Origin of the sequence: Desertivirga arenae, from assembly GCF_017355785.1 — a bacterium.
Lineage (GTDB): Bacteria > Bacteroidota > Bacteroidia > Sphingobacteriales > Sphingobacteriaceae > Desertivirga > Desertivirga arenae.
Window position 1 is genome coordinate 109,595 of sequence record NZ_JAFEWE010000007.1, and the last position, 25,626, is coordinate 135,220.

Sequence of the window (25,626 nt, forward strand, 5' to 3'; positions counted from 1 at the left end):
TTGAAATCTTACTGATTTGGAGCTTTTTTCTCCTGTTTAGCCGATTCAAGGTACTGGGAGGGCTTCATACCGAACTCTTCCTGAAAACATTTGGTTAGATAGCTTGACGTACTAAAGCCAACCCTGTCTGCAACTTCTGCTACTGTGAGACCTTGATCTAATAACAAGGCAGCCCGTTTCAATCGAACCGATCTAATAAACGATGAAGGCGTTTTTCCTATAACATGTAAGAGCTTGCGGTATAATCCGGTGCGGTCCATCCCCATATCCTTACTTAACAGTTCTACTGAGTAGTCCGGATTGTCAAGATTCTCTTCGACATATTTCAACGCTTTTTGAATAAACTTTTCATCCTGGACAGACATAATATTTCCAGCCGGCAGGTTATCCTCGTTCCCGTCCTGGATATTTTCCCTGCGTTCTTTTTGATGTTCTATTAACCTGCGCATGTTAAGCAACAAGACCTCCAGATTGAGGGCATTTTCATCCCTGGGGATCGGAGCCAGTACGTTTTCTGAAAGTTGCCCAACCAATTCTTTCAAGCCCTGGGCCTTATTCTGAATCTCTTTGAGCTGATGTTTCACCCGTCCTTCATCTGTATGTTTCATTATAGCATCTAATGGAGAGATGATTTGGTCCAGTGGCTGATTTAGTTCTTCCTTAACATTACTCAGGAAGGCGGACTTCATCTGGTTCAACTTCTCTTTCTGTTCGCGAACCAGATTCCTGCGTTTTCTCTGCAAGTATAGCCACATCAAAAAAACAGTTAAGGTAAGGAGAAGAAGGATGTAGACGCAATAGGCGATCCCTGACTTCCAGAAAGGTGCTTTTACAGTAATTTCAATTTCAGCATAATTTCCGCTCCAATCTCTGGCATTATTAGCAGAGCTTACTCTAAAGTGATATTTGCCCGGCTCCAAATTGGTATAGCTTGCCCGGCCCTTTCCGTCGGGAGCCTGGATCTCCCGCTCGGTCTTATCGATGCCTGAAAGCTGATAACGGTAATAGGTCTGGGTTGGATTTATAAAGTTAAGAGAGCTGAATTCAAGACTGAAGAAGTTTTGATCATAGTTTAAAATGATTTTTTTAGTAATAGGAAGAGGCTTGTTCAGTATGGTATTGCCTGCGTACTCCACACCACTTTCAATTTTTTTGTTGAACAGCAGAAAATTGACAAATAGAGGTACTGTTTTTTGTTGAGCCCGCATCGTTTTTTGTGCTGGCAGTTCGTTGAATCCATCCGTCCCTCCCCAAAATATATTACCGTTTCTACCCAGATAAACAGAACGCTCAGTGAATTCATTAGCAATTAATCCGTCGTCACGTTTGAAATTATTGAAGGTATAGCGGTTGTTTTTTTGCCAGATAAGCCGCGTTATACCATTGGATGTAGAAACCCAAATTGCACCATCTTTGTCTTCGGCAATAGATTGGATATAGTTATTTACTAAGCCCTGTTCTGTATAGAAAGATCGCTGTAGCCCCTTCTGCAAGTCCCACAGATGCAAGCCATCTTTACTCCCCAACCAGATCTGTTTCCGCGAATCTACAAGGATGGCATTGATGGAATGCTTGCCCGGATAGAAATTGCTTTTTCCATTCATCGGGTTATAAACAAAGAATCCATCCCTGCAAATACCAATCACTGAATTGTTATTTACTGTTATGAGCTGTAAAACGGTGTTAACCTTTTCAGATATGTTCAACTTGACTGCCCTATAAGTTCCTGTCTGAGGATAAAAGGTGCCAAACGACTCCTCGCCCGTGCCTATGTATAAAGAGCCGTCAGGGGTTTCGCACAGAGAATAAATAACCCTGGGAGTGTTTGGAAACTCTCTTATTTTTCCATTATCTTCCATACAGATTAAGCCTTCTCCTGCAGTCGCCAGCCAAATCCGGTTTTTACTATCACGTAAGAGTGCTTTACAGTTCAGGCTTTGCTTAAATTTATTCAAAGGCTCGATCATCTGAGACTTTTTGTGGTAGCGAAACACGCCTTGCTGTGTTCCTACCAGCACAGCGCCATCCTGATCTTCTGTAAAGCAGGTAATATTAATCGTTGCGTTGGAGGCTGTCTTGAAGAGCGATTTTCCTATATTCCTGAATTTAAACCGCTCTGGATGGTAGTAGAGTAATCCCCGGTTTAGCGTGCCGAGCCACAAACCGCCTTGGTTATCATGGTAAACAGTACTTACCTCGGTATTGATGATCTGGCCGTCAACCAGTTTGAGGTCTTGAATAAACTCTTTCCTTGATAGATCGCTGCTCAGCTTCCACAATCCTTCTTTGCAAGTCACCCAGAGTTGATCCTGGGGATCGATCGAAAGATAGTTCAACCAATAATCAGTTTGCAATACTGTTTCCCATTTCCTTTCCGGAATGTTGTAGGTTAGCATAATTCCACCAGCCGCGCCGTTCTTCAATTGAAAGAACCTGTTTTTCCCTTGAATGACAAATGAAGTAGATTCATAATTTCCTGCGTTAATTGCTGGTTGGATACTCTGGCGGTAAATCTCCCTCCCTGACGCAAGATCCAAACAGATCAGATATCCGGAACGGTAAAATAAGTATAGTTTCTTATTTAATACCGCCAGATCGTATACCTGATCACTTCTTCCTGTAAGGCTGGACACCTGATGTCGAAAAAGTTTTAATTTTTTACCAGCCCGGAGATATATCAGTTCATCGTTTTTGGAAATTAGCCAGAGGTTTTTCTCGTTGTCTGCAAAAAAGTCGTCCAGGTCTTCATTAATTCCCATTACCTTCAAAAAAGCTTTTGGGTTCTCTTCAAATCGTTCCTTGTTTAGGTTGATCAGGTATAGCCGGTGCTGGTTCTTTAACCACAGATAGCCGTTACTACTTATATAGCTGTGGTGAAACCCCGAGTATCCTGAGAGCCACTGGCCGTTTTTATTAGTATAATGAAGGTATTTGAACGAGGTGCCATCGTAAATGTTAAGTAAACCTTCCGTTGTGATCATCATACGACCGTCGGGTAATTGTATAATATTCCTTACCTGATTGTCTGACAATCCATTATTGCCATCAATAGGTGTAAAGGGGTAGTCTTGGATGGCAGATGCTGCTAATGTGCTGCAAACAAGTGTTATAAAGACAATAAGGATACGCATTAAACAGGGATGTTATGATTTTTACTTAGTAACAAGACCGCATCTAATTTTATTTAACTATATCGGGAAGAACAGTTTTGTTCTTTATATTGGCCTGGAGTAAGGCCTGTTATCTTTTTGAATATCTTTGAGAAGTAAGGTACATTTTCAAATCCAGTTTCTAAAGCCACCTCTTCAGAGGGCATTTTCGTTGTTGTTAATAAGTATTGTGCCCGTTCAATACGTTTTTCATTTATAAAAGCAATTGGGCGATCTCCTGTACTTCGCAGAAAAAGTCTCGAAAAATAATCTGGGTGCTGATTTGCTCTTTCTGCCAAATGAGCTACTGTAAGGTTTTTACCAAGGTTAAGTTGGATATAGCTGATCGAGTCGAGAATTTTAGATGGAATTGTGGCCGATGTGGATTGTCTGAATGTTTTGGTTGTCAGAAACCTTGATATTAATTGAAGTAGTATTCCCTGTGTTTCCATGTAGGATGCAAGGCTCTGTAAGTTGTTCAATTCCTGATATTGTTTGTAGTAAATACTTTTCTCGTATACCCGTGGATTATCTGAGCGGTTTATTCCCCTGCCTGGGTTAATGAATAGTAGTCGTTTGAAATTTTCTGAATCAAGAATGCTCGCTTCTACTTTCATTGTTGTCCTGTTGTTAGCAAACAATGAAATACCGTCTGCAGAATCTTCAAAGAATTGAATAAAGTACTGACTCAAGTATCTTTCACATTGCAAACTGCATAAGGTAAAGCTTGGAATAATATATAAGTAGCCAGGTTCGAGTTTGATAGTCTGTTTCTGGTCAGAAATATATCCTTCGCCATCGTCAATATAGTATAACCTGTAATACGGACTAACCACGTTGCTATAATTCCATTTTCGATCAAGTTTCACGTGGTCTGCATGCAGGAGCGAAAATGAATGCTTTAGGATCTTCTTAGGCATAATCGGTTTTGTGTAATGATTGCACTACTCTTAATTCAGGAAATTTAGCCAAGTTTAAGGCTGTTGTTAGCTTGTTTTTCTGGTAATAATAAGATTTATTCGCGTTGATTTCAATTTATTAACCTAAGTTAATAATGCTCAGGTCGGTTATGTGTAAGAAAAAGTCTGGTTTGTGTAAATGTGGAGATCACATTCTCAATAGATTTGTACTAAGGACAACAATAAGGATGCCTCCTTATCCTTCAGACTAGCTGATAAAATAAATCTAAAAATTCTCTCATGAAAAGGTACTGTCTTGCACTGGATCTGGTAGATGATCCTGAATTAATCCAAGAATATGTAAGCTGGCACAGGGATGTCTGGCCTGAGATACAACTTGGGATACATGAAAGTGGGATCAGAGAGATGGAAATCTATCTGGTGGGTAACCGCCTTTTTATGATTATTGAAGCTGAGGATTATTTCACATTTGAGAAGAAGACTGTAATAGATGCCACTAACCACAAGGTGCAGGAATGGGAACAGTTGATGTGGAAATTTCAGAAACCGCTTCCCTGGGCAAAGAATGGAGAAAAATGGATACTGATGGATCGAATTTTTACGCTGGGAACAATCAAAACTCAAGAAAAACCTGGAGACAGAAACAACAGGAAGTGATGAATAGAAGAGATTTGTTAAAAAAACTTGCCCTGGCCATTCCAGCATTAGCTGTAGCTAAAGATCTTGAAGCTGCAGACTTCCTTATTAACGGATATAAAGAGAAAATGGCCCGGGGGCCATTCCAGCCAAACTGGGAGTCCTTATCCGCATTTCAAACCCCTGATTGGTTTCGAAATGCAAAGTTTGGGATATGGGCACATTGGGGCCCCCAATGTCAGCCTGAATATGGCGACTGGTATGCCAGGGAAATGTATATGGAGGGAAGCCGCCAATATAAATACCACCAACAAAAATACGGTCATCCATCAAAATATGGTTTTAAAGATGTGATCAATGATTGGAAGGCAGAGCAATGGAATCCCGAAGAGTTAATGGCCTTATATAAAAAGGCGGGGGCAAAATACTTCATGGCCCTTGCTAACCATCATGACAATTTTGACCTGTTTAAAAGCAAATATCAGAAAGGCTGGAATTCTACCAAAATAGGTCCTAAGAAGGACTTGATTGCCGGGTGGGAGAGAGCATCCAGAAACAATGGATTGTATTTTGGTGTTAGCGTTCACGCTGCTCACGCCTGGAGTTGGATGGAAACATCCCAAAGATCAGATAAAAGCGGGCCTTATGCAGGTATTCCATACGATGGCAAGCTTACCAAAGTTGATGGCAAAGGGCAATGGTGGCAGGGGCTGGATCCTCAGGAGCTCTATGAGCAATCACATCCTCTAAGTAAAAATAGTTCGGATAACGGCATGATCCACCAGCAATGGAACTGGGGAAATGGAGTGACAGTGCCTTCAAAAGAGTATTGTGAGAAGTTTTATAACAGAACTATTGATCTGATCAATTCTTATAATCCCGATCTGGTTTATTTTGATGATACAGCACTTCCCTTATGGCCGGTAAGTGATGCAGGACTTCGTATCGCAGCTCATTTATACAACCGGAGTATTAAAAAGCATGGGAAGGTGGAGACTGTTGTCTTCGGAAAGATATTGGATGAATTGCAGCGTAAGTGCATGGTTTGGGATATTGAAAGGGGGCAAAGCAACACTATAGAGCCCTTGCCATGGCAAACCGATACTTGTATTGGAAGCTGGCATTATGATAGAGAGGTGTATCGTAATAAAAGGTATAAAAGCGCTAAGACCGTAATCCAAACCTTAGCTGATGTGGTTAGTAAAAATGGTAACCTCTTGTTAAGCGTGCCAGTGAGGGGTAATGGAACAATCGACGAACAGGAACGTGAGATCGTTGAAGAGATAGGTGAATGGATGGCGGTTAATGGAGAGGGGATATATGACACCCGTCCCTGGAAGGTATTTGGAGAAGGGCCTGCAATGCATTCTTTGGCCCCTCTTTCTGCACAGGGATTTAATGAGGGAAAGGGAAAGCCTTTCACTTCTGCTGATATTCGTTTTACATCAAAAGATAATGTGATCTATGCAATTGTTCTCGGATACCCTGAAAATGGGGAAGTTTTAATTACAGGTCTAAACAGTAACACAAGGGCAGGAATGAATCAATTATCCAGTGTAGAAATGCTTGGAAATTCGCAGAAGCTCTTATTCAAAGAGGACGATATGGGCTTAAGGATTCAACTTCCAGAAAAGCCAAAGTTTAATTACGCCTTTACATTGAAAATTGTGTGATCTGGTTATAGGGTTATGTAAAAAACGTATTACGCGGGTGAAAAAAATGTCAGGATTCTTGTTCCTTCTGCCTGCATTTGCAATATTTCAGGCTTGAAGGGAGTTTAACTCCAGTTTTGAGGAAAGCGTAACCTTCAACTTTTCTTCTTAACCAATCAAACACATCAAATGTTCGTAAACGTAGATTTTGCAGCCTTTTACAGCCTTTCACGATTGCTTTTTTTCCTTATTGTACCAGGAATGATCCTGCCAGTGAGTGCGCAGAAGTTGAATATAAAAAATGACAGATTTTGGGACACAAAAGACGGTAAACCTATTTACAGTCAGGGGGGAGGGATCTTTAAGTTTAAAGATCCTAAAACAGGAATGGAAAAATTTTACTGGTACGGTGTGCATTATAAGGAAGCTGAGATATATAGAAATGCGCCTGAAAAGACCTTGCCCAGGAGTACCTTTGAGGCAGTTACCTGCTATACCTCTACAGATCTTGTGAACTGGGCCTTTGAAAGTAATGCAATGATAAAGGAAGAAGCTTTGCCCGATGGAAGATGGACATGGGTTGGCAGGCTGGGAGTGTGTTACGTTAAAGAGATGAATAAGTATGCCATGCTGGTCCAGCATGGAAATCAAGTTTTGATAGCTGTGGCGGATGCCCCCGCAGGCCCATTTAAGTGGCATCAAAAGATAAGCATGCTTGAGCGCATTGGAACTACAAATACTGGAGATCAGACAGTTTTCACTGATGAGGATACTGGTAGGTCATACCTTATTTATTCTTATGGACGCGGAAGAAATAGGATCTATGTATCGGAGATAGGTGTAAGAGATGGCAAAATAGATCTGCTGGATTGTACTAAGATCTTCGAAGGCGCTGGTCGCGAAGGAAATTGTATGTTCAAATACAAAGGCAAGTATTATATGGCAGCTTCCAATCTCTATGGCTGGGATGCTTCTTTGGCTTATTACCTGGTAGCAAATGATATCCGCGGCCCTTTTGTGCCAACTAATAATATGTTAGTCATGGACGGAAGCGGCAATGACTATGCTCATGTTACGCAGACTGGATTCTTCGTTACGATTAAAGGAAGCAAGCAGGAAACTGTAATTTATTGTGGCGACCGCTGGGCTGATTTTGCAGGTAATGGTTTAGGATATAATCAGTGGGTTCCGATCTCTTTTGCTGATGATAAGCCTTATTTCAATTCTCTGAATTCATGGGACTTAAATGTTAGAACGGGTGAGTGGAATGTAGCAAGGGATAATAATTATGTCCTGAACGGTAGTTTTGAGGCTGACAGAAAAAGGATCCCAAGCGTGGTTAAACCTGAACAAACTTTTCTTCTTGGTTGGGAAACCACTATAATCACTGGAAACAAGATCTCACTTGATACGACCAGTTCTCCTGCGCTTAACTACTTTAATACGGAAGAAGACCGAAGAACGGTAATAGGCGAAAAGAGCCTTAACATAAGTGATCAGATTGCTTTTGAACGTAATGTTTCTCAAACAGTCAAATCAACCCCTTATGTTACCTTAAAAGATGGTTTCTATACCTTAAAAGCTACAATTAAGAATACAAGTGGATTTTCCAAATTGCTTATGTATGCCGAAAGTGGAGGCAAACGTCTTGAGAATAAGGTGAAGACTGAACATCCTACCTGGAAAGTAATCGAATTAAAGCGTGTACCAGTAAAAAACGGTAAAGTTGAAATAGGTTTTAAAGCCGGGGGTAAGGCTAACTCCAGCTGTCGGATAGACGATGTTTCTTTGATCCTTGAATAAGTTTCTTTTTCAAAGGAGGAGCACTGCCCCTTAAGCAGGTCAGTGCTCCTGGATTTCTGAGCAGGGTCAACTTATGAAGCTTAAAACTATTTCTCAGATCTGTTATATTGTAGGCTTCACCACCCCCAGCTATTTCACCCGGGCCTTTAAAACTAAATATGGAATAACCCCTTCAGATTTTATTGCAAAACGCGGTTGAAATAGTAAAACCTGGATTCCTGACTAATCCAGATCCTATTTGAACCAGCGTTATTCTAAAGGCTCGCTGTGGGATTATTTCAACTAATTTAAAAAACGAGCCTCAGATGGGCTGAGGCTGCGTATTCGAACCAATTAAGAGTAGCCCATACGGAGCTACAATCAATTAAAATAATTGAATAAGGGGCTTGATCATTAATACTTATACCAGCCTTGTTCTTTTTCTAAGGCGGTCCTAGGGGAATTAAATATCTTTTCCGGAGTATAAAGTTTTGCCTCTCTTGCTGTCAATTGCTTAGACCAGCTAACACGGCTTCCCGGAATATAGCCTGCTCCGGTGTTTGCGAATTCTGCATAAAACGCGGTCTTTTCAGCTTCAGGTTTTTGCCAGTTTTCCCAGCCTTCAGGTAGTATATGAGGCCCCATATTACAGCCAATAAAAACAGTTTTAGCATAGATCCTCCAGGGCCTTCCCAAATACACCTTTGTGGCAGAGCTATCTGCTATCAGATTACAGTTTAAAAATACAAAGCCATAGGGTACGCCTGCAGGGGTATTCGCGGCCGTGATATAAGAATTTGTTTTGCTTTTGATGGTGCAGTTTTGAAAGACGGCGGTGGAAGGGCCGAATATGAAATCCGTTGTGCCTTCCACATAGCAATCCACAAACAGTTGTCTGCAGTTCTCTCCCGCCAAGTACATGGTATCCTGGCAGCCAATAAACCGGCAATTTTTAAACACGGCACGATCTGATTCCAGGTGTAAAGCTACTGCCTGGCCAACAGGCCCTGCAGAATTAATAAAGGTTATGTTTTCAGCCCTGAAGTCGTTCCCCGCGATCTTTGCAGTGTAGGAGGTGAATGTGTTCGTTTTTCCCCTTCCAGAATAATCATTAAATGTGATGATAGTTTTGTCAACTGATTCACCTATAAATGTCACTTCTGTATTGGAACTCGGCAATTCTATTTTCTCATTATAAATTCCATTCTTTATCCGCAAAGTGATACGCTTCAAGGGAAAAACCCTCATAGCATTTATCGCGTCTTGAATTGTCAGGTATTCTGCACTTCCATCTTTCGCTACAGTGAACTCATATTTATAATTTTGAGCATACAGTGTTAAGGAAAATAAAAGAAAGAATGCTGTGTATAGAAGCTTCTTCATATCAACGCGGGTTGTTAGTCAATACTTTTTTTAGAAAAGTGTCAATGTACGTTACTGAGGGCTTAAACCATGGCTCGAACAGAATAAATGAGTGCGGCGCCTCAGGAAACGTTTGCACTTCAGAATATATATTCTTTTTGTCAAGTTCTCTTCTGAAATCATCCCGTCCGGCATGCATCATATTAACTGAACTGTTCAGGAATAAAACAGGAGCCTTATTCTCTTTTGCGTGGGCGAGGGGCGATGCATCTGCCCATAAGGCCGGGTTCTCCTTCTTTGAATATCCAAACCAGTAAGTGCCTGCAGAGGTAGAGCGGCTGTCGTCTCCTTCTCCCGACTCGGGATGAACGAAGGATAGAGTTCCGTCAATATCCACGATAGCCTGAACACTGGTAGAGTAATTTGCATGGCAACTGCTGTCCTCATACTGCAGATTGTTTGCCGTTGAACCTATGAAAGCTGCAAGTTCGCCTCCTGCAGAAAAGCCAAGTACAGCGATACGACCGGTATCTATCCGATATTTACTGCCTTCTGCTTTCATCCAGCGTAAAGCAGCCTTGAGGTCATAAACAGCAGCAGGGTACAGTGCTTCAGTAGAAAGTCTGTATTCTGCAGTAAAGCAGGCAAAACCTTTTTTCGCAAGGTGTTGCGCAAGCGGGTAGTGTTGAGCTCGGTTTCCGGTTCTCCAGCCACCGCCGTGGATGATCAGAATTGCAGGAGCTTTCTTCTTACGTATGGGAAGGAATGCATCCACTTTTAAATTCCTTGATCCAAGATTGCAGTAAGTGATATTTCGCAGCTCTTTCACCTCTCTGAATTTCTGCTCCTTGACGATCTTTATATCAGGAAACTGCCTCACCGTATTTCTAAAGGCGGAATAGGTAGAATAAGAAGTGTCTGGCTTACCGGTGAGGCCGGAAGTATTTTGTGCTACCAGTGGCGACAAGTATCCTGTCAGCGCTAATAGCAGGGAAAGGTATTTATACATGTTAAGGGATATAATGATAACGAAGCCCACAAGGCCGCCTTGTTATTCACCCATGGGCTAAAATAACAAGGCATTTCCTGTAGTACTAATTCGCGTAACCTGGGTTCTGTTTTAGCTTGGGATTCTTATTCAGCTCCTGTAGAGGAATTGGGAAAATTGTTTTATTTGCTCCATTTGGTGAATGAGAAAGCCAGGATTTGCTCGTAAAAACACCGAACCTGATCATGTCCTGGCGTCTGTGAGCTTCTGCTGCAAACTCCCAACCGAGCTCATCCAGGAACCTGCCGTATTGAATATCTCCAACGGCTTCCGTTGTAGTAGCCAGGTGGTTCTTCAGTCCGTATTTATATGAGGTACTACCTTGTAATTGAGCCCCGGTTACTGTCGCCAAAGAGGGATTGCCTGAAAAGCTTCGTTGGCGAACCTCTGTTACCAGGCTTGCAGCTGCGTCCGGGCTTCCTGTCCTAAGTAAACACTCCGCTTTCATCATCAGAATATCCGCATACCTAAAGAGAGGAAAGTCATTATTCATATTATTGGGTGATGAATTAGCTGCAATCTCGAACTTATTGATACGGTAACTGTGGATTTCCTGAGTTGAGTCAATACCAGGGCATTCATTCACATAGACAAGATTTTGACCAATCATGGTACCATAAGCGCACTTCAGCGGTGTTCCGCTGGAGGAGTATTGCTGACCCATCATCCAACCGTCCGTTAATCTTTTATCCTGGGGATGATAAGTGTCAATAAATTGGGGAATTGCATTTAAACCTCCATATCCTCCAGATTTGGCATTAAAAGTGAATTGGTTTTGAGGCGACATTGTCCAGGCGGCAAGGAAAAAACCTCCTGCATAAACCTCATCATGCGGAATTGCATATATTATTTCTTTAGAATTTTGGTTTTGAGCCTTGAAAACGTCTTTTTGAACCGGCTCAAGAATAAATTTCTTAGAGTCGATAATTGCATTACAAGCTTCTATACATTTACTCCATTCGGCTTGCCCAGTATATACCCCTGCGTTTAAATATACCTTTGCCAGTAAAGCGTAGGCAGCCCATTTATTATTGAAACGAGCATAAGTGCTCACATCGCTGTTTTCAGAAAGAGAGGGTATCGAAGCGGTAATCTCTTTTACTATAAAGTCGTAAACCTGCTTCCTTGTACTTTGTTCAGGTAAAAATCCTTCAGGAAGATCAAATTTATCTACTAGAGGAACGTTACCGAAATTGTCACAAAGTACCCAGTAATAGGATGCACGAAGCACCTTCAATTCTGCAAGTATACTTGCTTTATTGCTTTCATCAGTAGGTATTGCACCAGACTCTACCTGATAAATAACCCTGTTGCAATTAGTAACACCCGCGTAAGTTTTAGTCCAGAGATCCTGCCCATGAGCCTGTTCAGATGTCCACTTATGTTCATGCATACGTCTGTGCAAACCTCCGTCAACGAAACCATAAGGTTTTGCTGGTACAGCCAGCTCATCTGCTGCGATCTCCTGGGTAATGTAATAGCCTGTGGCATTAGACATCAAAACATCCCTCCAATTGGCATAGGCAGGTGCTACTAAAGAACCAATATCATTTTTTCCTGGGGTAAACGTTGATGCAATTATGCTGGAGTAACTCTCGTCTTCAAGTTTAGTACATGAGGGTACACTTAATGTTAAAATTGCGCTGCTTAATATAATGATGTAATTGCTGATCTTTTTCATGATAACGCTTCGATTAATTGATGTTTAAACTTAGCCCTAAGGTGTAAACCCTTGTTGTAGGGTACTTATCCCTGTCGTCATTACCAGGGGATAAGCCTAAGCGGTTCACTTCCGGATCCATTCCTTTGTACCCAGTTATGGTAAAGGCATTCAGAGCAGATGCATAAACCCTTGCAGATTTAAAATGACGGGAAGGAAGGTTTAAGCGGTAACCGAGGGTAATGTTATCTACCTTCCAAAAATCTCCGTTTTCAATATAGTAGCTATTATACTCTGGCGAAATACTATTGTTTAAAACTGCTTTCCCAAATACTTTGTCGTAGGCAGATTGAAGCTGGTTATATAAAGAGAACCCAGGAATTTCAGAATACATGCGCTGGAAGTTTAGGATCTGGTAATCGAACGCCCCTCGCATAGTAATGCTTAGATCAAATTTGCCATAGTTGAAATTGTTGTTCCAGCCTGCATAGTATTTAGGAAGCCCGTTACCAAGGATCTTTTTATCTGCTTCGGCTTTAGTGGCAGAAGGATTTCCATCTTTATCCTCGTAGATCCATTTTCCATCGTCTGTAATATCTAGTACCTTGTAACCATAGAAGTTACCGATGGGTTTACCAACTTCAACCCTATGTGTATAGGTTTGAACAGGAGAGCCTGTAAAGCCAACATTTATAAAGTTATTGGTAGCTTGATATAAATCGTTAGAGAGGGAAACAAGCTTATTGCTGTTTGTAGAGAAGTTCACGCTCGATTGCCAGGAGAACTTTTTGGTTCTTACAGGGCTAATATTTAACAACGCCTCGAAGCCTTTATTAGCCATTACACCAACATTGGCTGTAGTAGTGCCATAAAGGTTTGGAGGAGAGGGTACAGCATAATCATAAAGAAGCCCTTCAGTCCTTCTGTTGTAATAGTCTAGGTTTCCGCTAATGATTCCTTTAAATAGGGTAAAGTCCAGGCCTAAATTCTTTTCTTTTTTAACCTCCCATTTCAAATAGGGGTTCGGGTTACTGATCGGCGATAATCCGGAGATCCACTGCCCGTCAATAAGGTAGGTTATAGATCTTTGGGTAATAGGGTCACGGTACCCAAGCCTGCTTACTCCGAGGAACAAGGCATCAGGAGCAGTGCCTGTTACCCCATAACCCGCTCTTAATTTCAAGTCTGTAAGGAATGTAAGCTTGCTCATGAACGGCTCTTTACTTAGTCTCCAGCCTGCAGATACAGAAGGGAAGGTCCCCCAGGGATCTTTAGTGCCAACAAAACGGGAGGAAGCCTCATGTCTTAAATTTGCAGTCAGAAGATATTTCTCCCTATAGTTGTAGGTAAGCCTGCCAAAGAAGCCAATCAGGTTTGAAGCTAGCTTATTGCTCGACATGCCAGCCAGTCCGTTGCCTAATCCTGTACCGACTCCAATGTTATCTATATAAGAAAAGTTTCCTGCCGGAAAACCCAAATTCTGAATGTTAGTGCTTTCACTGGTATTGTGCTGATAGCTATATCCTCCAAGCACAGAAAAGTTATGACTGTTGATGGCTTTGTTATACTGTGCACTTAATTCAATCAGATTATCCAGGCTCTGTCCATCACTTTTAGCTGCAAAGCCTTGTCGACCATCCCGAACGGTTGATATATGGTTCTTCGTTTCTGCATAACCATATACACTGTTAAACTTGCTGCGAGACCCAAGGGCTTTTAACTGGAGACCTGTTACAGGCAACCAGGTCAGGCTTCCACTGATCCGGGTGTTCTGCGACTGGTTTTCCCCATAGGCCTCATTAATAAGTGCCAATGGGTTTTCGTAACCGGCGATAGCTGCCTGCTCGTGCCAGGTTCCATCTGCATTTGTGATTGGGGCTGTCGGGTTCCTTCCAAGAACTTGTCTCAGGATGGTTGTATTAAACCCGCCATTGCCAAGACTATTGTATTTAATATCGGTGTTCAATACATTCAAATTAACCTTCAATTTGTTATTGAACATGTTGTGGTTCACATCTACCCTTCCGTTGATTGTCCGATTGTCAGACTTAAGAAAAACACCCTCAAAATAGCGGTAACCCAATGTTGCTACGTAGTTAGTTTTGTTACTCCCACCTTTAAAAGATAAGTTTTGGCTATTGCTTATAGGTGTTTCCCGGCTGACCGCTTTTACCCAATCCGTGTTATCACCTAAATCCTGAAGAGGAAGATGTTCTTTATATTGCTCATTGCTTAGCATCTTGGGAAGGTTGGCAAATTGTTGGGTGCTTGCAAACCCATTATAGTCTATTGTAGGTTCTATATTGCCATTAGGTCTTTTAGTTGTTATTAGTATAACTCCATTAGTACCACGGGTTCCATAGATAGCAGCGGCAGAACCGTCTTTCAGAACATCCATACTTTCAATATCCTCTGGCGCAACAGTGTTTAAGTCGCCGGGTATACCATCTACCAGGATAAGAGGTTGCACACTTGAGCCCAGGGTTGCAGTTCCGCGTAGAAGGATCTGGGTAGAAGAGGTAGGATCTCCACTGGGTGTTCCGATAGCAAGACCTGCCACCTTACCTTGAAGCAGCTGACCCGCATCTTTCACTGCACCTTTGACAAAATTATCAGACTTTACGCTGGTTACTGCACTAGTTACATCTGCTTTTCGCTGAGTTCCGTATCCAATTACGACAACCTCATTCAAGCTCGTCTGCTGTTCCTGGAGCGTAATATTTAGCGTTGCCGACTCGCCAATTGTTCTCTCCTGAGTTACAAAGCCGATAAAACTGAATACGAGGATCGCGTTCTTATCAGCAACTGAAATTTTATATTTCCCGGCACCATCAGTCACCGACCCATTTGCCTGACCTTTTATTTTAACAATAACACCAGGGATCGGCCGGCCTGCTGCATCAGTAACAACCCCGCTTACCGTTAATTGCTGGGCTGCTTTATCTGATACCAGGCTAGAGGTTTTAATTGCTCCCTCTTTTACAGAGATCGTGTTATTGATCTGCTTAAAAACCAAGCCTGTTTGCCTGCCTATTGACTGGAGAAGCTCGTCAATAGATTGCTTTTTTGAAGACAGAATGATCTTGAAATCTTTCTCAAGTAGGTTCTGATCATAGAAAAATTTAAGGTCGGTTTGCTTTTCAATAGTAGTAAATGCTTCCTTCAGGCTAACCTGCATGGAGCCTACCTTTACTTTCGCTTTTGAGGGAGTTTGAGAACGTCCGTCCTCTGGTACAATAACAAAAGAGGAAAGGCAGAAAATGAAAATAAACAATATGGCATTCAACGACATAAGAAAGAACTTATGTTTTAGATTTTTCATAACTTTGAATGTTTGATAAATAAAATTTGTTAAACTTCTAAGCGCCTGCAATGACCGTCGAAAAGTGTTGCGGGCGTTTCTGTTTGCCTTCTAAAGGCAAAGCTTTAGTGGGTTAAGTAAATTTGCCTGGCATAATCATTGGTTAGTTTTGTTAATTGGTTACTTGTTAGTTGAGGAGCAATTACCTCCGCTTATAAATACCTTGTTACCCTCGATCCTATATTTAATGTTAACCGAGAATTTCATTGCTTCAAGAATATTTTTGAGGCTCTCTTGATGATAAGAGCCTATCATGCTGCATTTGCCTAGCTGAGGGTTCTCGTAAGTGATCTTAACATTGTACCACCGTTCAAGAACGGGCTTCATTTCAAAAAGTGTTTTCCCGGTAAATACAAGGTCTCCATCTTTCCAGCTAGCGAACTGATCTGTGCTTACATTGGTTTTAACTACGAATTTTGCCCCGGGAGAATAGGTGACTTGTTGTGCTGGAGTTAACATTACCGGCTTTGGGTTTAAAGGCTTTTTGTTAAACTGAAGGTCTTCGCTTACTGCTACTTTTCCAGTTCTTACAGTAATTTGCGAATATTCATTTTTGTAAGATTTCACATTAAATGAAGTACCTAAAACGGTGGTATTCACTCGTCCTGAATGAATAATAAAAGGCTTCTTAGGATCATGAAAAACTTCAAAAAAGGCTTCGCCCTCCAGTTCTAATTCTCTTTTATTCCGGTTAAATTTTTCGGGATATCGCAAACGACTACCTGAATTTAACCATACAACTGATCCGTCGTCGAGTATTAGTTTACGAACTTTTCCATTTTCTGCAGCTGCTGTAACGTATTTTGCGGGCTCAACTAAGTTTTTTACAGCTGTTTTTTGTTTGTATAAGAGAAGTGCTGCGGCAGCGACAATAATGAAGGAAGCTGCAATTCGAAGGTAACGTGGAGCAAAAGGTTTTGATGGTCTTAATGACCGGACTGGTATATTAGGAACTTCCTGAATGTTCAGGTCACCAAATTGCTCATGGTTAGCTTTTCCAGTAGCAATATCTTCTTCCAGTTGTGCTTTCAGAGCATTGTCAATTTCACCTGTCTTCAATAAATGGAAAAGTACTTCCATTTCTTCAGCACTAGCCTGATTGTTTAGATAGCGATCAACAAGTTGTTTATAAAAGTTAGTCTGGTCCATTTTGCTGGCTTCAATACTAAAGACCAGAAATCAGTTGGGTAGGGTACCCCTGGAGGAAAAAAAATATTAAAATTTTCTAGGATTACCTTAATGTATTGATAATCAGAAATAAAAAAATATCTAAACTGTTTTGAAGAGTAAGTTTAAGGGCCTTTAATGATCTTACCATATGCTTTTTCACTGCATCTTTAGAAATTCCAAGCAATGCTGAGACCTCCTGGTAACTCTTTTCTTCTTCTCGGCACATTCTAAAGATCTGTTGAGTTTGTGGAGGTAGGCTGGATAGTACTTTCTGCAGGTGGGCATAGTATTCTTCAGATACCACTTTATCTTCTGCATTTATTGAGGTAGTGGAGGCAAACAAAATTATTTTTTCTTTCATTGCCTGGTCTGCTGAAACCTTCTTGAGAAAATTAAAGGTATAATTTCGCGAAATAATAAAAAGATAGTCTTTCAAGCTTCTAACTTCACCAAGGTTGGAGCGGTTGTCCCAGAGTTTTATAAAAACTTCCTGAACAAGATCTTCCGCGACATCAGGATCTTTCACGTATCTTAAAATAAAGAGTTTTACAAGATTGAAATGCTTGCGATAAAATTCTGAAAAGGCATTACTATCTCCTGCACATATCCGTTTCAATGCAATGTCTTCTTCATGGGAAATCATATATGAGGCTTTCTCTTTTTAACTTGGTTAGTTCCCGAAGGGGTTCGATCAATCGAAGGTACAGTGTTGTTTTGATATTTACAACGGTAGTAATTGAACAAATGTGACATTCATCTCTACATCTGTGCCACATTCAAGCAGATAAGCGATCTAGTTTTGTATCGCAATTATAAACACATAGACACACATATACCCTACGCGACTAAGAGATTAACTTGCTTTTTGAGCAGGGATGCGGAAACCTGGTGCTGGAAAACCTATAATATTCCAGATAAAAGTTTCCGACTATCCTAATGTAGCAGAGGTTAAAAAGGAATAATTTTGAGATGAAAAGTAAGATCATTGTTCTAGTATTTATTGCCACATCCCTGTTTTCTGTGGTAAAAGCGCAAAGTACTCCTGGAGCCCAAAAGCAGTCTGCCAGTGGATTTATTCATACAGCAGCGGGAAATCCTTATCTTCCTCTTTGGGAGCACGTGCCGGATGGTGAACCCCGCGTTTTCGAAGATCCAGATAAGCCTGGGAAGTATCGTGCTTATATTATTGGTTCGCACGACGTAAGGTTTTCCAGCTATTGCGGAGCAGACATAAGGATGTGGTCGGCACCGGTTGAAGATTTGTCCAGCTGGCGTGATGAAGGGGCAATCTTTACCTATACTATTGATGGACAATGGGATGTAATGTATGCCCCTGATCTGGTGGAGGTGAAAAGAAGGAATGGTAAGAAGGAATATTATCTTTATCCTCATAGCCGTGGGAATAATAGAATAGCAATGGTTGCTAAGGGGGATCGCCCGGATGGACCTTTTACCCCTGTTAATCTAACTGCTGACGGAAAGCAGGTTTTGCCTGGAAGTCTCCTGGGCTTTGATCCGGCAGTGTACATCGAGCAAATTAATGATCCTAAAGACCCTGATTACAATATTGGTTTTAGAGCTTATGCCTATTGGGGCTTTCAAAAGTCTTCAGCAGCGCAGTTGGATCAGAATACCATGTATTCACTAAGACCTGGTACAGAAGTTATTGAACGCCTGATACCTGCCAGTTCCCGTTACGGAGTACTTCGGGATCCAAAAGGGACAGAATTTCCTAAGATCTATCCAGGCGAGGATCTGGGCACATTTAACTTCTTCGAGGCCTCATCCATCCGGAAGGTAGGAAATAAATACGTGTCAATATATAGTGGTTATTCAGGACCGGAATATGGAATAGGCAGCTCAAACTCTACACTGCGATATGCTATAGGGGATTCACCTTTAGGCCCATGGAAAGGGGGAGGCGTTTTGGTAGATTCACGTGCACCGGTTCTAAACCAGGACGGGTCTGCCATCGTAGGAACTAACGCAGGACATAATACGCATGGCAGTATTGAGTTAATTAATGGTCAATGGTATGTATTTTACCACAGGCCTCCGCGTGGCTTTGGTTTTGCACGCCAGGCTGTAGTTGCTCCTGTAACGATTAAATGGGACGAGAAACCGGTTTCGGAAGGTGGAACAGTTTCTATTCGTGCTTACGATCCTTTCGCGAAGGATAAGGTGTGGACAGCCAAAAGCAATGACGGAAAAGAATATAAAGGAGCTGAAGTTACTTCAGAGGGTTTCCATTTTTATGGGCTTAACCCTTATCAATATTACTCTGCGGGATATGCCTGTTACCTTTCCAATGGCGTTGCGATGGAGGATTCCTGGGATATTTGGGATAACCATATGCCGGTATCTAATGTTAGGAACGGCTCTGTTGTAGGGTTCAAATATTTCGGTTTTGGGGGGCTTAATAAAGAGAAAAATGGTCTAAAGCCTTTTGAAGGAACCAAAAAAGGGAACCAAACTGCCTTCAATCTTTTTCTTACCCCAAGAACCAGTAAATCGTTCAAAGTAAATGTTTGGTTAGATGGACCATGGGATAATACGACCTGGAAAGGTATAAAAATGGGTGAAATTATTGTACCTGCCAATGCTAAGCAGGAATCCACTCAGTTTAAAATTGACGTAGCGAAATTTGTAGAACATCTGGATAAAAAACATGCTGTTTATCTGGTTGCAGAAGGGGAAGGAGGGGAACTGCTTTTTGATCTTCAGGGTTTAGGATTTAGTTTGAAGAAAAAGGAACTTGTCCGCCCTGTTGTGCCTGTTGTGAACATTGCCGTTAATGGCAAGTCAATAGAATTACCAAAAACACCTGTCAGATCTACCAACGAGAACGGAATACTTGGTTACAATAATTATGAAGTTAATTATGCTATTTCATCTGAAGCAAGTGAAATACCGCGTATTACCGCCTCTTCCAATAATCCGGCAGTAAAAGTTTCGATAACACAGGCAACCTCATTGCCAGGTACAGCGAAAGTGAATTTTAATTACAATGGTATTGTAAAGACTTATCAAATTGTATATTCCGGTAAATAATGAACTTTAAAGTGAATGGTAACACTTAAAGTTTTTTAGGCCCCTTGGCCAAACCTATTAAATTTATATAGAATGATACGAAACTGTTTTTACTCATTGCTTTCCCTCGGTTTATTGTTCATGGCAGAGCCAGTACCGGCACAGCAAGGTCAGTCAATAACAAAGGTTTCCAGGATTGTTGAAGATGGAGGGACAGGTCCTTACCCTGCTATTATGATGACTGAAAGGTCGCTCCCTACACATACTGTCTTTCGTCCACAAAACCTCTCTGAGTTTTCCCCTAAGAATAAAATGCCCATAATAGCATGGGGTAATGGGGCTTGCGCAAACTCTCCCTGGGAACATATTAATTTTTTATCTGAAGTATCTTCTCATGGGTTTTTGGTGATAGCAATCGGTCCAATGCCTGCTGAAGGTGAAAAGGGTGAAACGGGAAAATCCACCTCCCCCCAGTTACTAGATGCAATCAACTGGGCGATAACTCAGAACTCTAACAAAAACAGCCCCTATTATCAAAAGATCAACATCGATAAAATAGCTGTAAGTGGAATGTCTTGTGGGGGCTTGCAAACATTAGAAGTAGCATCAGATCCAAGGGTGAGTACTATTGTTGTTTGTAATAGCGGTATTTTCAAAACTCCTGGAAATGGACGGAGCGACATGCCTGATCTAACCAAAAATAGCCTTAAGAAAATTCATACACCAACTCTTTATCTATTAGGTGGCGAGAAGGATATTGCTTATGGGAATGGAATGGATGATTATCAGCAGATAAATCACGTACCAGTTTTTGTAGCAAATCTGGATGTGGGTCACGGCGGTACCTACGGTCAGCCTCACGGTGGTGAATTTGCAAGTGTGGCAACAGCATGGTTTAAGTGGCAGTTGAAGAATGACCGAAAGGCTGGGGAGATGTTTACTGGGGCAACTCCTGGCCTCGCAAAGAACTCTAAGTGGAGATTCGAAAAGAAGAATATGCCTTAAACAGTTTTCTTAATATCCGAATAGCATTCGCTTTAATACTTGCCGCTCCATTTTAAGAGCGGCATTTTTATTATGAACCAAAAGCCGGAAGTCAGAGATATTTTTTGACCCTCTTTTTTCTTATGTTAGCTGACTAACATAAGCCCTGCTTTTCAAGTGTTCGTTATCCTCCCGGTAAAACCATTATCACTTCCCTTCCTTCAAGTAAATTGAATAAAAAAAGGTTGCTAAAACGATTTTTTAACCTACTTTTGTTTAAATCGTCTTTCTAAACAACCACATCGAGGTTAGATGGAAAGGCTTTCGATGTAATAATTAAACTACTCAAGCTAACTAACACCTAAATTTTTAGATGAAATTAAGGCATTCTATGTATCAATCACTGCCAGGTAGAAAACAGGTACTGTTTTTGGTTTTCCTGACTATTCTTCTCCAGCAGGCTTTTGCTCAGGTTAAAAGCCCTGCAGATTATGTAAACCCTTTTATAGGTGCCAGTACCAGCGAAGGTGCTGCTGGAATATACCACGGTTTAGGTAAAACTTTTCCTGGCGCAACTACTCCTTTCGGAATGGTTCAGGTAAGTCCTAATACGATCACCGGTGGTGATAACGGATCAGGATATAGTTTTGAGCATAAAACAATAGAAGGCTTCGCACTTACACAAATGAGTGGGGTAGGGTGGTTTGGCGACATGGGTAACTTCCTGGTAATGCCTGCAACAGGAGCTTTACAAACTAGTTCGGGTAAGGAAAATGGGGTGAAGGGATATAGGTCATTTTACGATAAATCAAGCGAGAAAGCTTCTGCCGGATACTATAGCACCTTCCTTACGGATTATAAGATAAAAGCTGAGCTAAGTGCAACGCCACATTGTGGGATAATGCGATTCTCCTTTCCTAAACATCAAATGTCGAGGATACAAATTGATCTGGCAAGGCGGGTAGGGGGTACTTCAACTTCCCAGTACGTAAAAATGGTTGATGAGAATACGATAGAAGGTTGGATGAAATGCACTCCCGACGGTGGAGGATGGGGAAATGGAGATGGGAAGGCCGACTACACAGTTTATTTCTGTGCTAAATTTAGCAGACCTTTAAAGGAATACGGGTTTTGGAGTGCCGATATTCCAGAAAGTTGGGGCAGGAAACGTGAAGATGTTGAAAGCAAGTCTTATCAGGAACGTGTGGCTAAATCGGCGATATTAAAAGGGCTGAAAGCAATTTCGGGTAAACACCTTGGCTTTTTTGCGAATTTTAATACTGGGGAAGGAGAGCAGATCATCCTGAAAACTGGGATTTCTTACATTAGCGTTGAGGGCGCAAGAAATAACTTATCGAAAGAAATCCCAGACTGGAACTTCGCAAGAGTGCAAATAAGGGCTAAACAATTATGGAACGATGCTTTGGCTAAGATTGAGGTCAAGGGTGGTAATGAGGAGGAAAAGGTGAATTTTTACACCGCGCTTTATCATACTATGATAGATCCACGTATCTTCCAGGATGTTGACGGGAAATATCCTGGAGGTGACGGACAGGCGCACTCCTCCACTAAATTTATTAAGCGCACGATTTTCAGCGGCTGGGATGTCTTCAGGAGCCAAATGCCTCTTCAAACAATTATCAACCAGGGGCTCGTAAATGATCTGATCAATTCTTTGGTAACATTAGCTGATGAAAAGAAGTTTGATTACCTGGAACGCTGGGAAATGCTTAACTCTTACAGTGGTTGCATGATCGGTAATCCTGCAGTATCTGTGATCGCAGATGCTTATGCCAAAGGAATAAGGGGATTCGATGTGAACAAAGCCTATCAGTTGTGTAAGAATACAGTGGAGAAGTTTGGCAATGGAAGCCGCGGCTATACTTCTGAATCTTTTGGTATTGCCAACACTTTAGAGTACGCATACTCCGATTGGTGTGTTTCCCGTCTTGCCAGTGCTTTAGGGTATACGGAAGACGCCGCCACTTACCAAAGGAGAGGGAAGGCTTATCAAAACATCTTTGATCCTCAGGTGGGCTGGTTCAGGCCGAAAGACAAGGACGGCAATTGGGAGCCCTGGCCGGAGGAGGGCCGGTTGAAGCAATGGTATGGCTGCATTGAGAGTAATCCTTACCAGCAGGGCTGGTTTGTGCCTCATGACGTACCTGGAATGGTACAATTGATGGGAGGACGTGAGAAGGTTTTAACGGATCTCCAGCAATTCTTTGAAAAGGTCCCGGAGAATATGATGTGGAATGATTATTATAACCATCCAAATGAACCTGTTCATCACGTCCCGTTTCTGTTCAATCATTTAGAGGCACCTTGGCTTACACAAAAATGGACCAGGCAGATCTGCGCCAGGGCTTATAGGAACAAAGTTGAAGGTTTGGTAGGAAACGAGGATGTTGGCCAAATGTCGGCGTGGTATGTACTTGCCGCTGTTGGCCTGCACCCCATCTGCCCGGGTGATACCAGGTATGAAATTACAAGTCCTGTATTTAGTGAAGCCAGTTTAAAAACCGGAGAAGGGTCTTCTAATACCTTTAAGGTCCTTGCTAGAAATAATTCCAAAAAAAATATCTATATACAAGGTGCTACACTTAATGGCGAGCCTTATAATAAGAGCAGCATCGATTATTCAGTGATAGCAAAAGGTGGTGTGCTGGTATTACAGATGGGAAGTTCCCCCAATAAAAACTGGGGGAATTAGTTCAGGATTGCCTGAAAACCCCTCGCCAGAAAGGTCAATCATTCAGTATTTAGCAAAAAGTCCTTGATCCTGTATTACAGGTTCAAGGACTTTTTGCTAAATCGGTTTTGCTATTTGTGATTTTGCGGCCTAAATTATTTATTTTGACCTTAGTTAAACCTAAAAAATGTCTTTTATTATTTGCTAAACTCTTAAAGAACCTGCAAAGATTCAATCTAAATTATATCACCTTAGGGTTTTTCTTTCTGGAATATTAATCAGATTGTAAGAACGCTACGTTTTTTACAAAACTTGTTAAACGATTTGCTAAATCGATTTTATTAAATATTTTAGTGGAAAGATTACCGGGGTCGAGGAAATGATAAACTGCTCAAAATTCCCTGATAAAAAATAACTAATCAATTCTCTTAAAAATTATGGATAAAGCACTATCGTTTATCTCTTTGATCCTGTTTTCAGTAGTAACGGTTTCTTGTAAAAAGGAGAGCTTTTTAGGGAAAACAAAATCCACAGATCTGGATGAACAAACCGTTTTTGCAGACAGTGCTTACACAATGAACTTTCTAAACGGGATCTATAACGATATAGGATTCAGCGTTCATCCTGACCGATTTAATGGCGGAGGGCTTGATGCCGCTTCTGACGAGGCCGAAGGCTCATCGTCTGGTGCCGTCAATACCTATATTCAATTTGCCACAGGTACGGTAAATCCGGCCATTATAACCAATGATGCCTGGAGTATTAGTTATACGAACATTCGAAGGGCAAACATCTATCTGAAGCACCTCCCGGAAGCTACCTTTTCGAAGGCACTCCAGACGCGTACTAAAGCCGAAGCCCGCTTCCTCAGGGCCTGGTACTATTTCATTTTGCTGGAGCACTACGGTGGCATTCCTTTGATGGGAGATAGCGTATATAATGCAACAGATGAAGTGCCAAGAGTCCGTAATACTTTCGGGGAATGTGTAAATTATATTGTTAATGAATGTGATTCGGCTGCGAAATACCTTGACTGGACGCAGGTGGCAGAAAATTATGGAAGGGTTAATAAAGCTGCCTGTAAAAGCTTAAAGTCCCGTGTTTTGCTGTATGCTGCCAGTCCACTATTTAACGGAGGACAGCTGACTGACCGCCCAGAGCTTAGATCACTAACAGGCTATGGAACAGCAGACATTAATCGCTGGAAGCTGGCTGAAGATGCGGCGCTGGAGGTAATCAATAGTAATAACTACAATCTATTGATCGATAATACTACTGAGCCAGGCTATGGTTTTTATCAGGTATTTACGCTCAGGAAAAGTTCAGAACTCATATTTGCCCGTATGCAGGGCCCTAACCGGGAGTTGGAAGCCTTATGGCAGCCACCTACGCGCGGAGTTACTAATCCTGCAGCTTATCCTTATCTGGATCTGGCTGAAGCTTTTGGTATGGCTAACGGAAAGCCTATCCAGGATCCTGCTTCGGGGTACGACGAAAGAAACCCTTATAATAATCGCGACCCACGCTTCAACAATACCTTTATCAGAGATCAGACACTAATTGTCCGTCGTCCGGAAATTACAAAGTTCCCCGTGAATATTTATATAGATGCCACTGATCCAAGCCGGATAAGCTCTGGTCAGGATGCAATTTATAAAGGCACCCCAACAGGTTTTTATACCAATAAAATGTTAAACCGGGACGTCGTTTCCGACTGGTTTAATACGAATACTAACCGGTGCTTCCCTCTTATAAGGTATGCTGAAGTGCTGTTGAACTTTGCTGAAGCAAGAAATGAAAGGCTATCAGCGCCAGATGCGGAAGTTTATAAAGCAGTTGAGGAAATTCGAAAAAGAGCAGGCCTTAATCCCTTTGCTTTACCAGCAGGTTTGAGCACAAGCAGTATGCGTTCAATAATTCAGAATGAAAGAAGACTGGAGCTTGCTTTTGAAGGACACCGGTTTTTCGATGTGCGGAGATGGAAAATAGCTGAGACGACCGAAAATCAGCAAATGCATGGAACCGAGCCTACCAGAACAGCCAGTGGTACAACTTTCCGCACTATTAATGTTCGCAAGCATGTTTTCGATAAACGGATGTATCTATGGCCTATTCCTCTTTCTGAGGTGTCAAAATCATCACAATTGCTTCAAAATCCGGGTTACTAGTTTCTCTAATTA

General features: G+C 41.7%; 16 protein-coding genes. 8 read left to right on the forward strand and 8 right to left on the reverse strand.

Annotation, left to right across the window (positions count from 1 at the left end; translation table 11 throughout):
• Positions 1-8: 8 nt before the first annotated feature.
• Together J4N24_RS15170 and J4N24_RS15175 are read right to left on the reverse strand one after the other, a co-directional pair.
• Positions 9-3,131: a two-component regulator propeller domain-containing protein gene (locus J4N24_RS15170; RefSeq protein WP_207534549.1), complete on the reverse strand. Its 3,123-nt coding sequence runs from the start codon at positions 3,129-3,131 to the stop codon at positions 9-11.
• Between the two features lie 53 nt (positions 3,132-3,184).
• A complete protein-coding gene (locus tag J4N24_RS15175; protein WP_207534550.1) occupies positions 3,185-4,069 on the reverse strand; it encodes a helix-turn-helix domain-containing protein in 885 nt (294 codons plus the stop codon).
• A 279-nt stretch (positions 4,070-4,348) separates the two neighbouring features.
• On the opposite strand from J4N24_RS15175, the gene J4N24_RS15180 reads away from it, so the two are divergent.
• From J4N24_RS15180 to J4N24_RS25900, 4 genes are all read left to right on the forward strand, one after another.
• Entirely contained in the window at positions 4,349-4,726 is a 378-nt protein-coding gene (locus J4N24_RS15180) for an L-rhamnose mutarotase (protein WP_207534551.1), read from the forward strand.
• Complete coding sequence (locus J4N24_RS15185; protein ID WP_207534552.1) at positions 4,726-6,378, forward strand: alpha-L-fucosidase; 1,653 nt, start codon at positions 4,726-4,728, stop codon at positions 6,376-6,378. Before J4N24_RS15180 ends, J4N24_RS15185 begins: the two co-directional genes overlap by 1 nt.
• Positions 6,379-6,546: 168 nt before the next feature.
• Positions 6,547-8,160 (forward strand): family 43 glycosylhydrolase, encoded by a 1,614-nt coding sequence (locus J4N24_RS15190; protein ID WP_207534553.1) that lies wholly within the window; start codon positions 6,547-6,549, stop codon positions 8,158-8,160.
• Between the two features lie 73 nt (positions 8,161-8,233).
• Complete coding sequence (locus J4N24_RS25900) at positions 8,234-8,359, forward strand: helix-turn-helix domain-containing protein (protein ID WP_207534554.1); 126 nt, start codon at positions 8,234-8,236, stop codon at positions 8,357-8,359.
• 194 nt (positions 8,360-8,553) lie between these two features.
• On the opposite strand, the gene J4N24_RS15200 is transcribed toward J4N24_RS25900, so the two are convergent.
• From J4N24_RS15200 to J4N24_RS15225, 6 genes are all read right to left on the reverse strand, one after another.
• Positions 8,554-9,522 (reverse strand): pectinesterase family protein, encoded by a 969-nt coding sequence (locus J4N24_RS15200; protein ID WP_207534555.1) that lies wholly within the window; start codon positions 9,520-9,522, stop codon positions 8,554-8,556.
• 1 nt (position 9,523) lies between these two features.
• Positions 9,524-10,510, reverse strand: coding sequence for an alpha/beta hydrolase (locus J4N24_RS15205; protein ID WP_207534556.1), 987 nt, complete (start codon positions 10,508-10,510; stop codon positions 9,524-9,526).
• Positions 10,511-10,595: 85 nt separating this feature from the next.
• Positions 10,596-12,230, reverse strand: a complete 1,635-nt coding sequence (locus tag J4N24_RS15210) for a RagB/SusD family nutrient uptake outer membrane protein (RefSeq protein ID WP_207534557.1) — start codon at positions 12,228-12,230, stop codon at positions 10,596-10,598.
• Positions 12,231-12,243: 13 nt separating this feature from the next.
• Positions 12,244-15,531 (reverse strand): SusC/RagA family TonB-linked outer membrane protein, encoded by a 3,288-nt coding sequence (locus tag J4N24_RS15215; RefSeq protein ID WP_207534558.1) that lies wholly within the window; start codon positions 15,529-15,531, stop codon positions 12,244-12,246.
• 159 nt (positions 15,532-15,690) lie between these two features.
• Positions 15,691-16,719: a FecR family protein gene (locus tag J4N24_RS15220; RefSeq protein WP_207534559.1), complete on the reverse strand. Its 1,029-nt coding sequence runs from the start codon at positions 16,717-16,719 to the stop codon at positions 15,691-15,693.
• 82 nt (positions 16,720-16,801) lie between these two features.
• Positions 16,802-17,383 carry an RNA polymerase sigma factor gene (locus J4N24_RS15225; RefSeq protein WP_207534560.1) on the reverse strand — a complete coding sequence of 194 codons (582 nt, stop codon included), beginning with the start codon at positions 17,381-17,383 and terminating at the stop codon, positions 16,802-16,804.
• Positions 17,384-17,709: 326 nt separating this feature from the next.
• On the opposite strand from J4N24_RS15225, the gene J4N24_RS15230 reads away from it, so the two are divergent.
• From J4N24_RS15230 to J4N24_RS15245, 4 genes are all read left to right on the forward strand, one after another.
• The gene (locus tag J4N24_RS15230) at positions 17,710-19,791 is read left to right on the forward strand and encodes a glycoside hydrolase family protein (protein ID WP_207534561.1); all 2,082 of its coding nucleotides are present in this window, start codon (positions 17,710-17,712) and stop codon (positions 19,789-19,791) included.
• A 72-nt stretch (positions 19,792-19,863) separates the two neighbouring features.
• Positions 19,864-20,775 (forward strand): poly(ethylene terephthalate) hydrolase family protein, encoded by a 912-nt coding sequence (locus J4N24_RS15235; protein ID WP_207534562.1) that lies wholly within the window; start codon positions 19,864-19,866, stop codon positions 20,773-20,775.
• Between the two features lie 352 nt (positions 20,776-21,127).
• Complete coding sequence (locus J4N24_RS15240) at positions 21,128-23,467, forward strand: GH92 family glycosyl hydrolase (RefSeq protein ID WP_242691645.1); 2,340 nt, start codon at positions 21,128-21,130, stop codon at positions 23,465-23,467.
• A 416-nt stretch (positions 23,468-23,883) separates the two neighbouring features.
• Positions 23,884-25,614 carry a RagB/SusD family nutrient uptake outer membrane protein gene (locus tag J4N24_RS15245; protein ID WP_207534563.1) on the forward strand — a complete coding sequence of 577 codons (1,731 nt, stop codon included), beginning with the start codon at positions 23,884-23,886 and terminating at the stop codon, positions 25,612-25,614.
• Positions 25,615-25,626 lie beyond the last annotated feature (12 nt).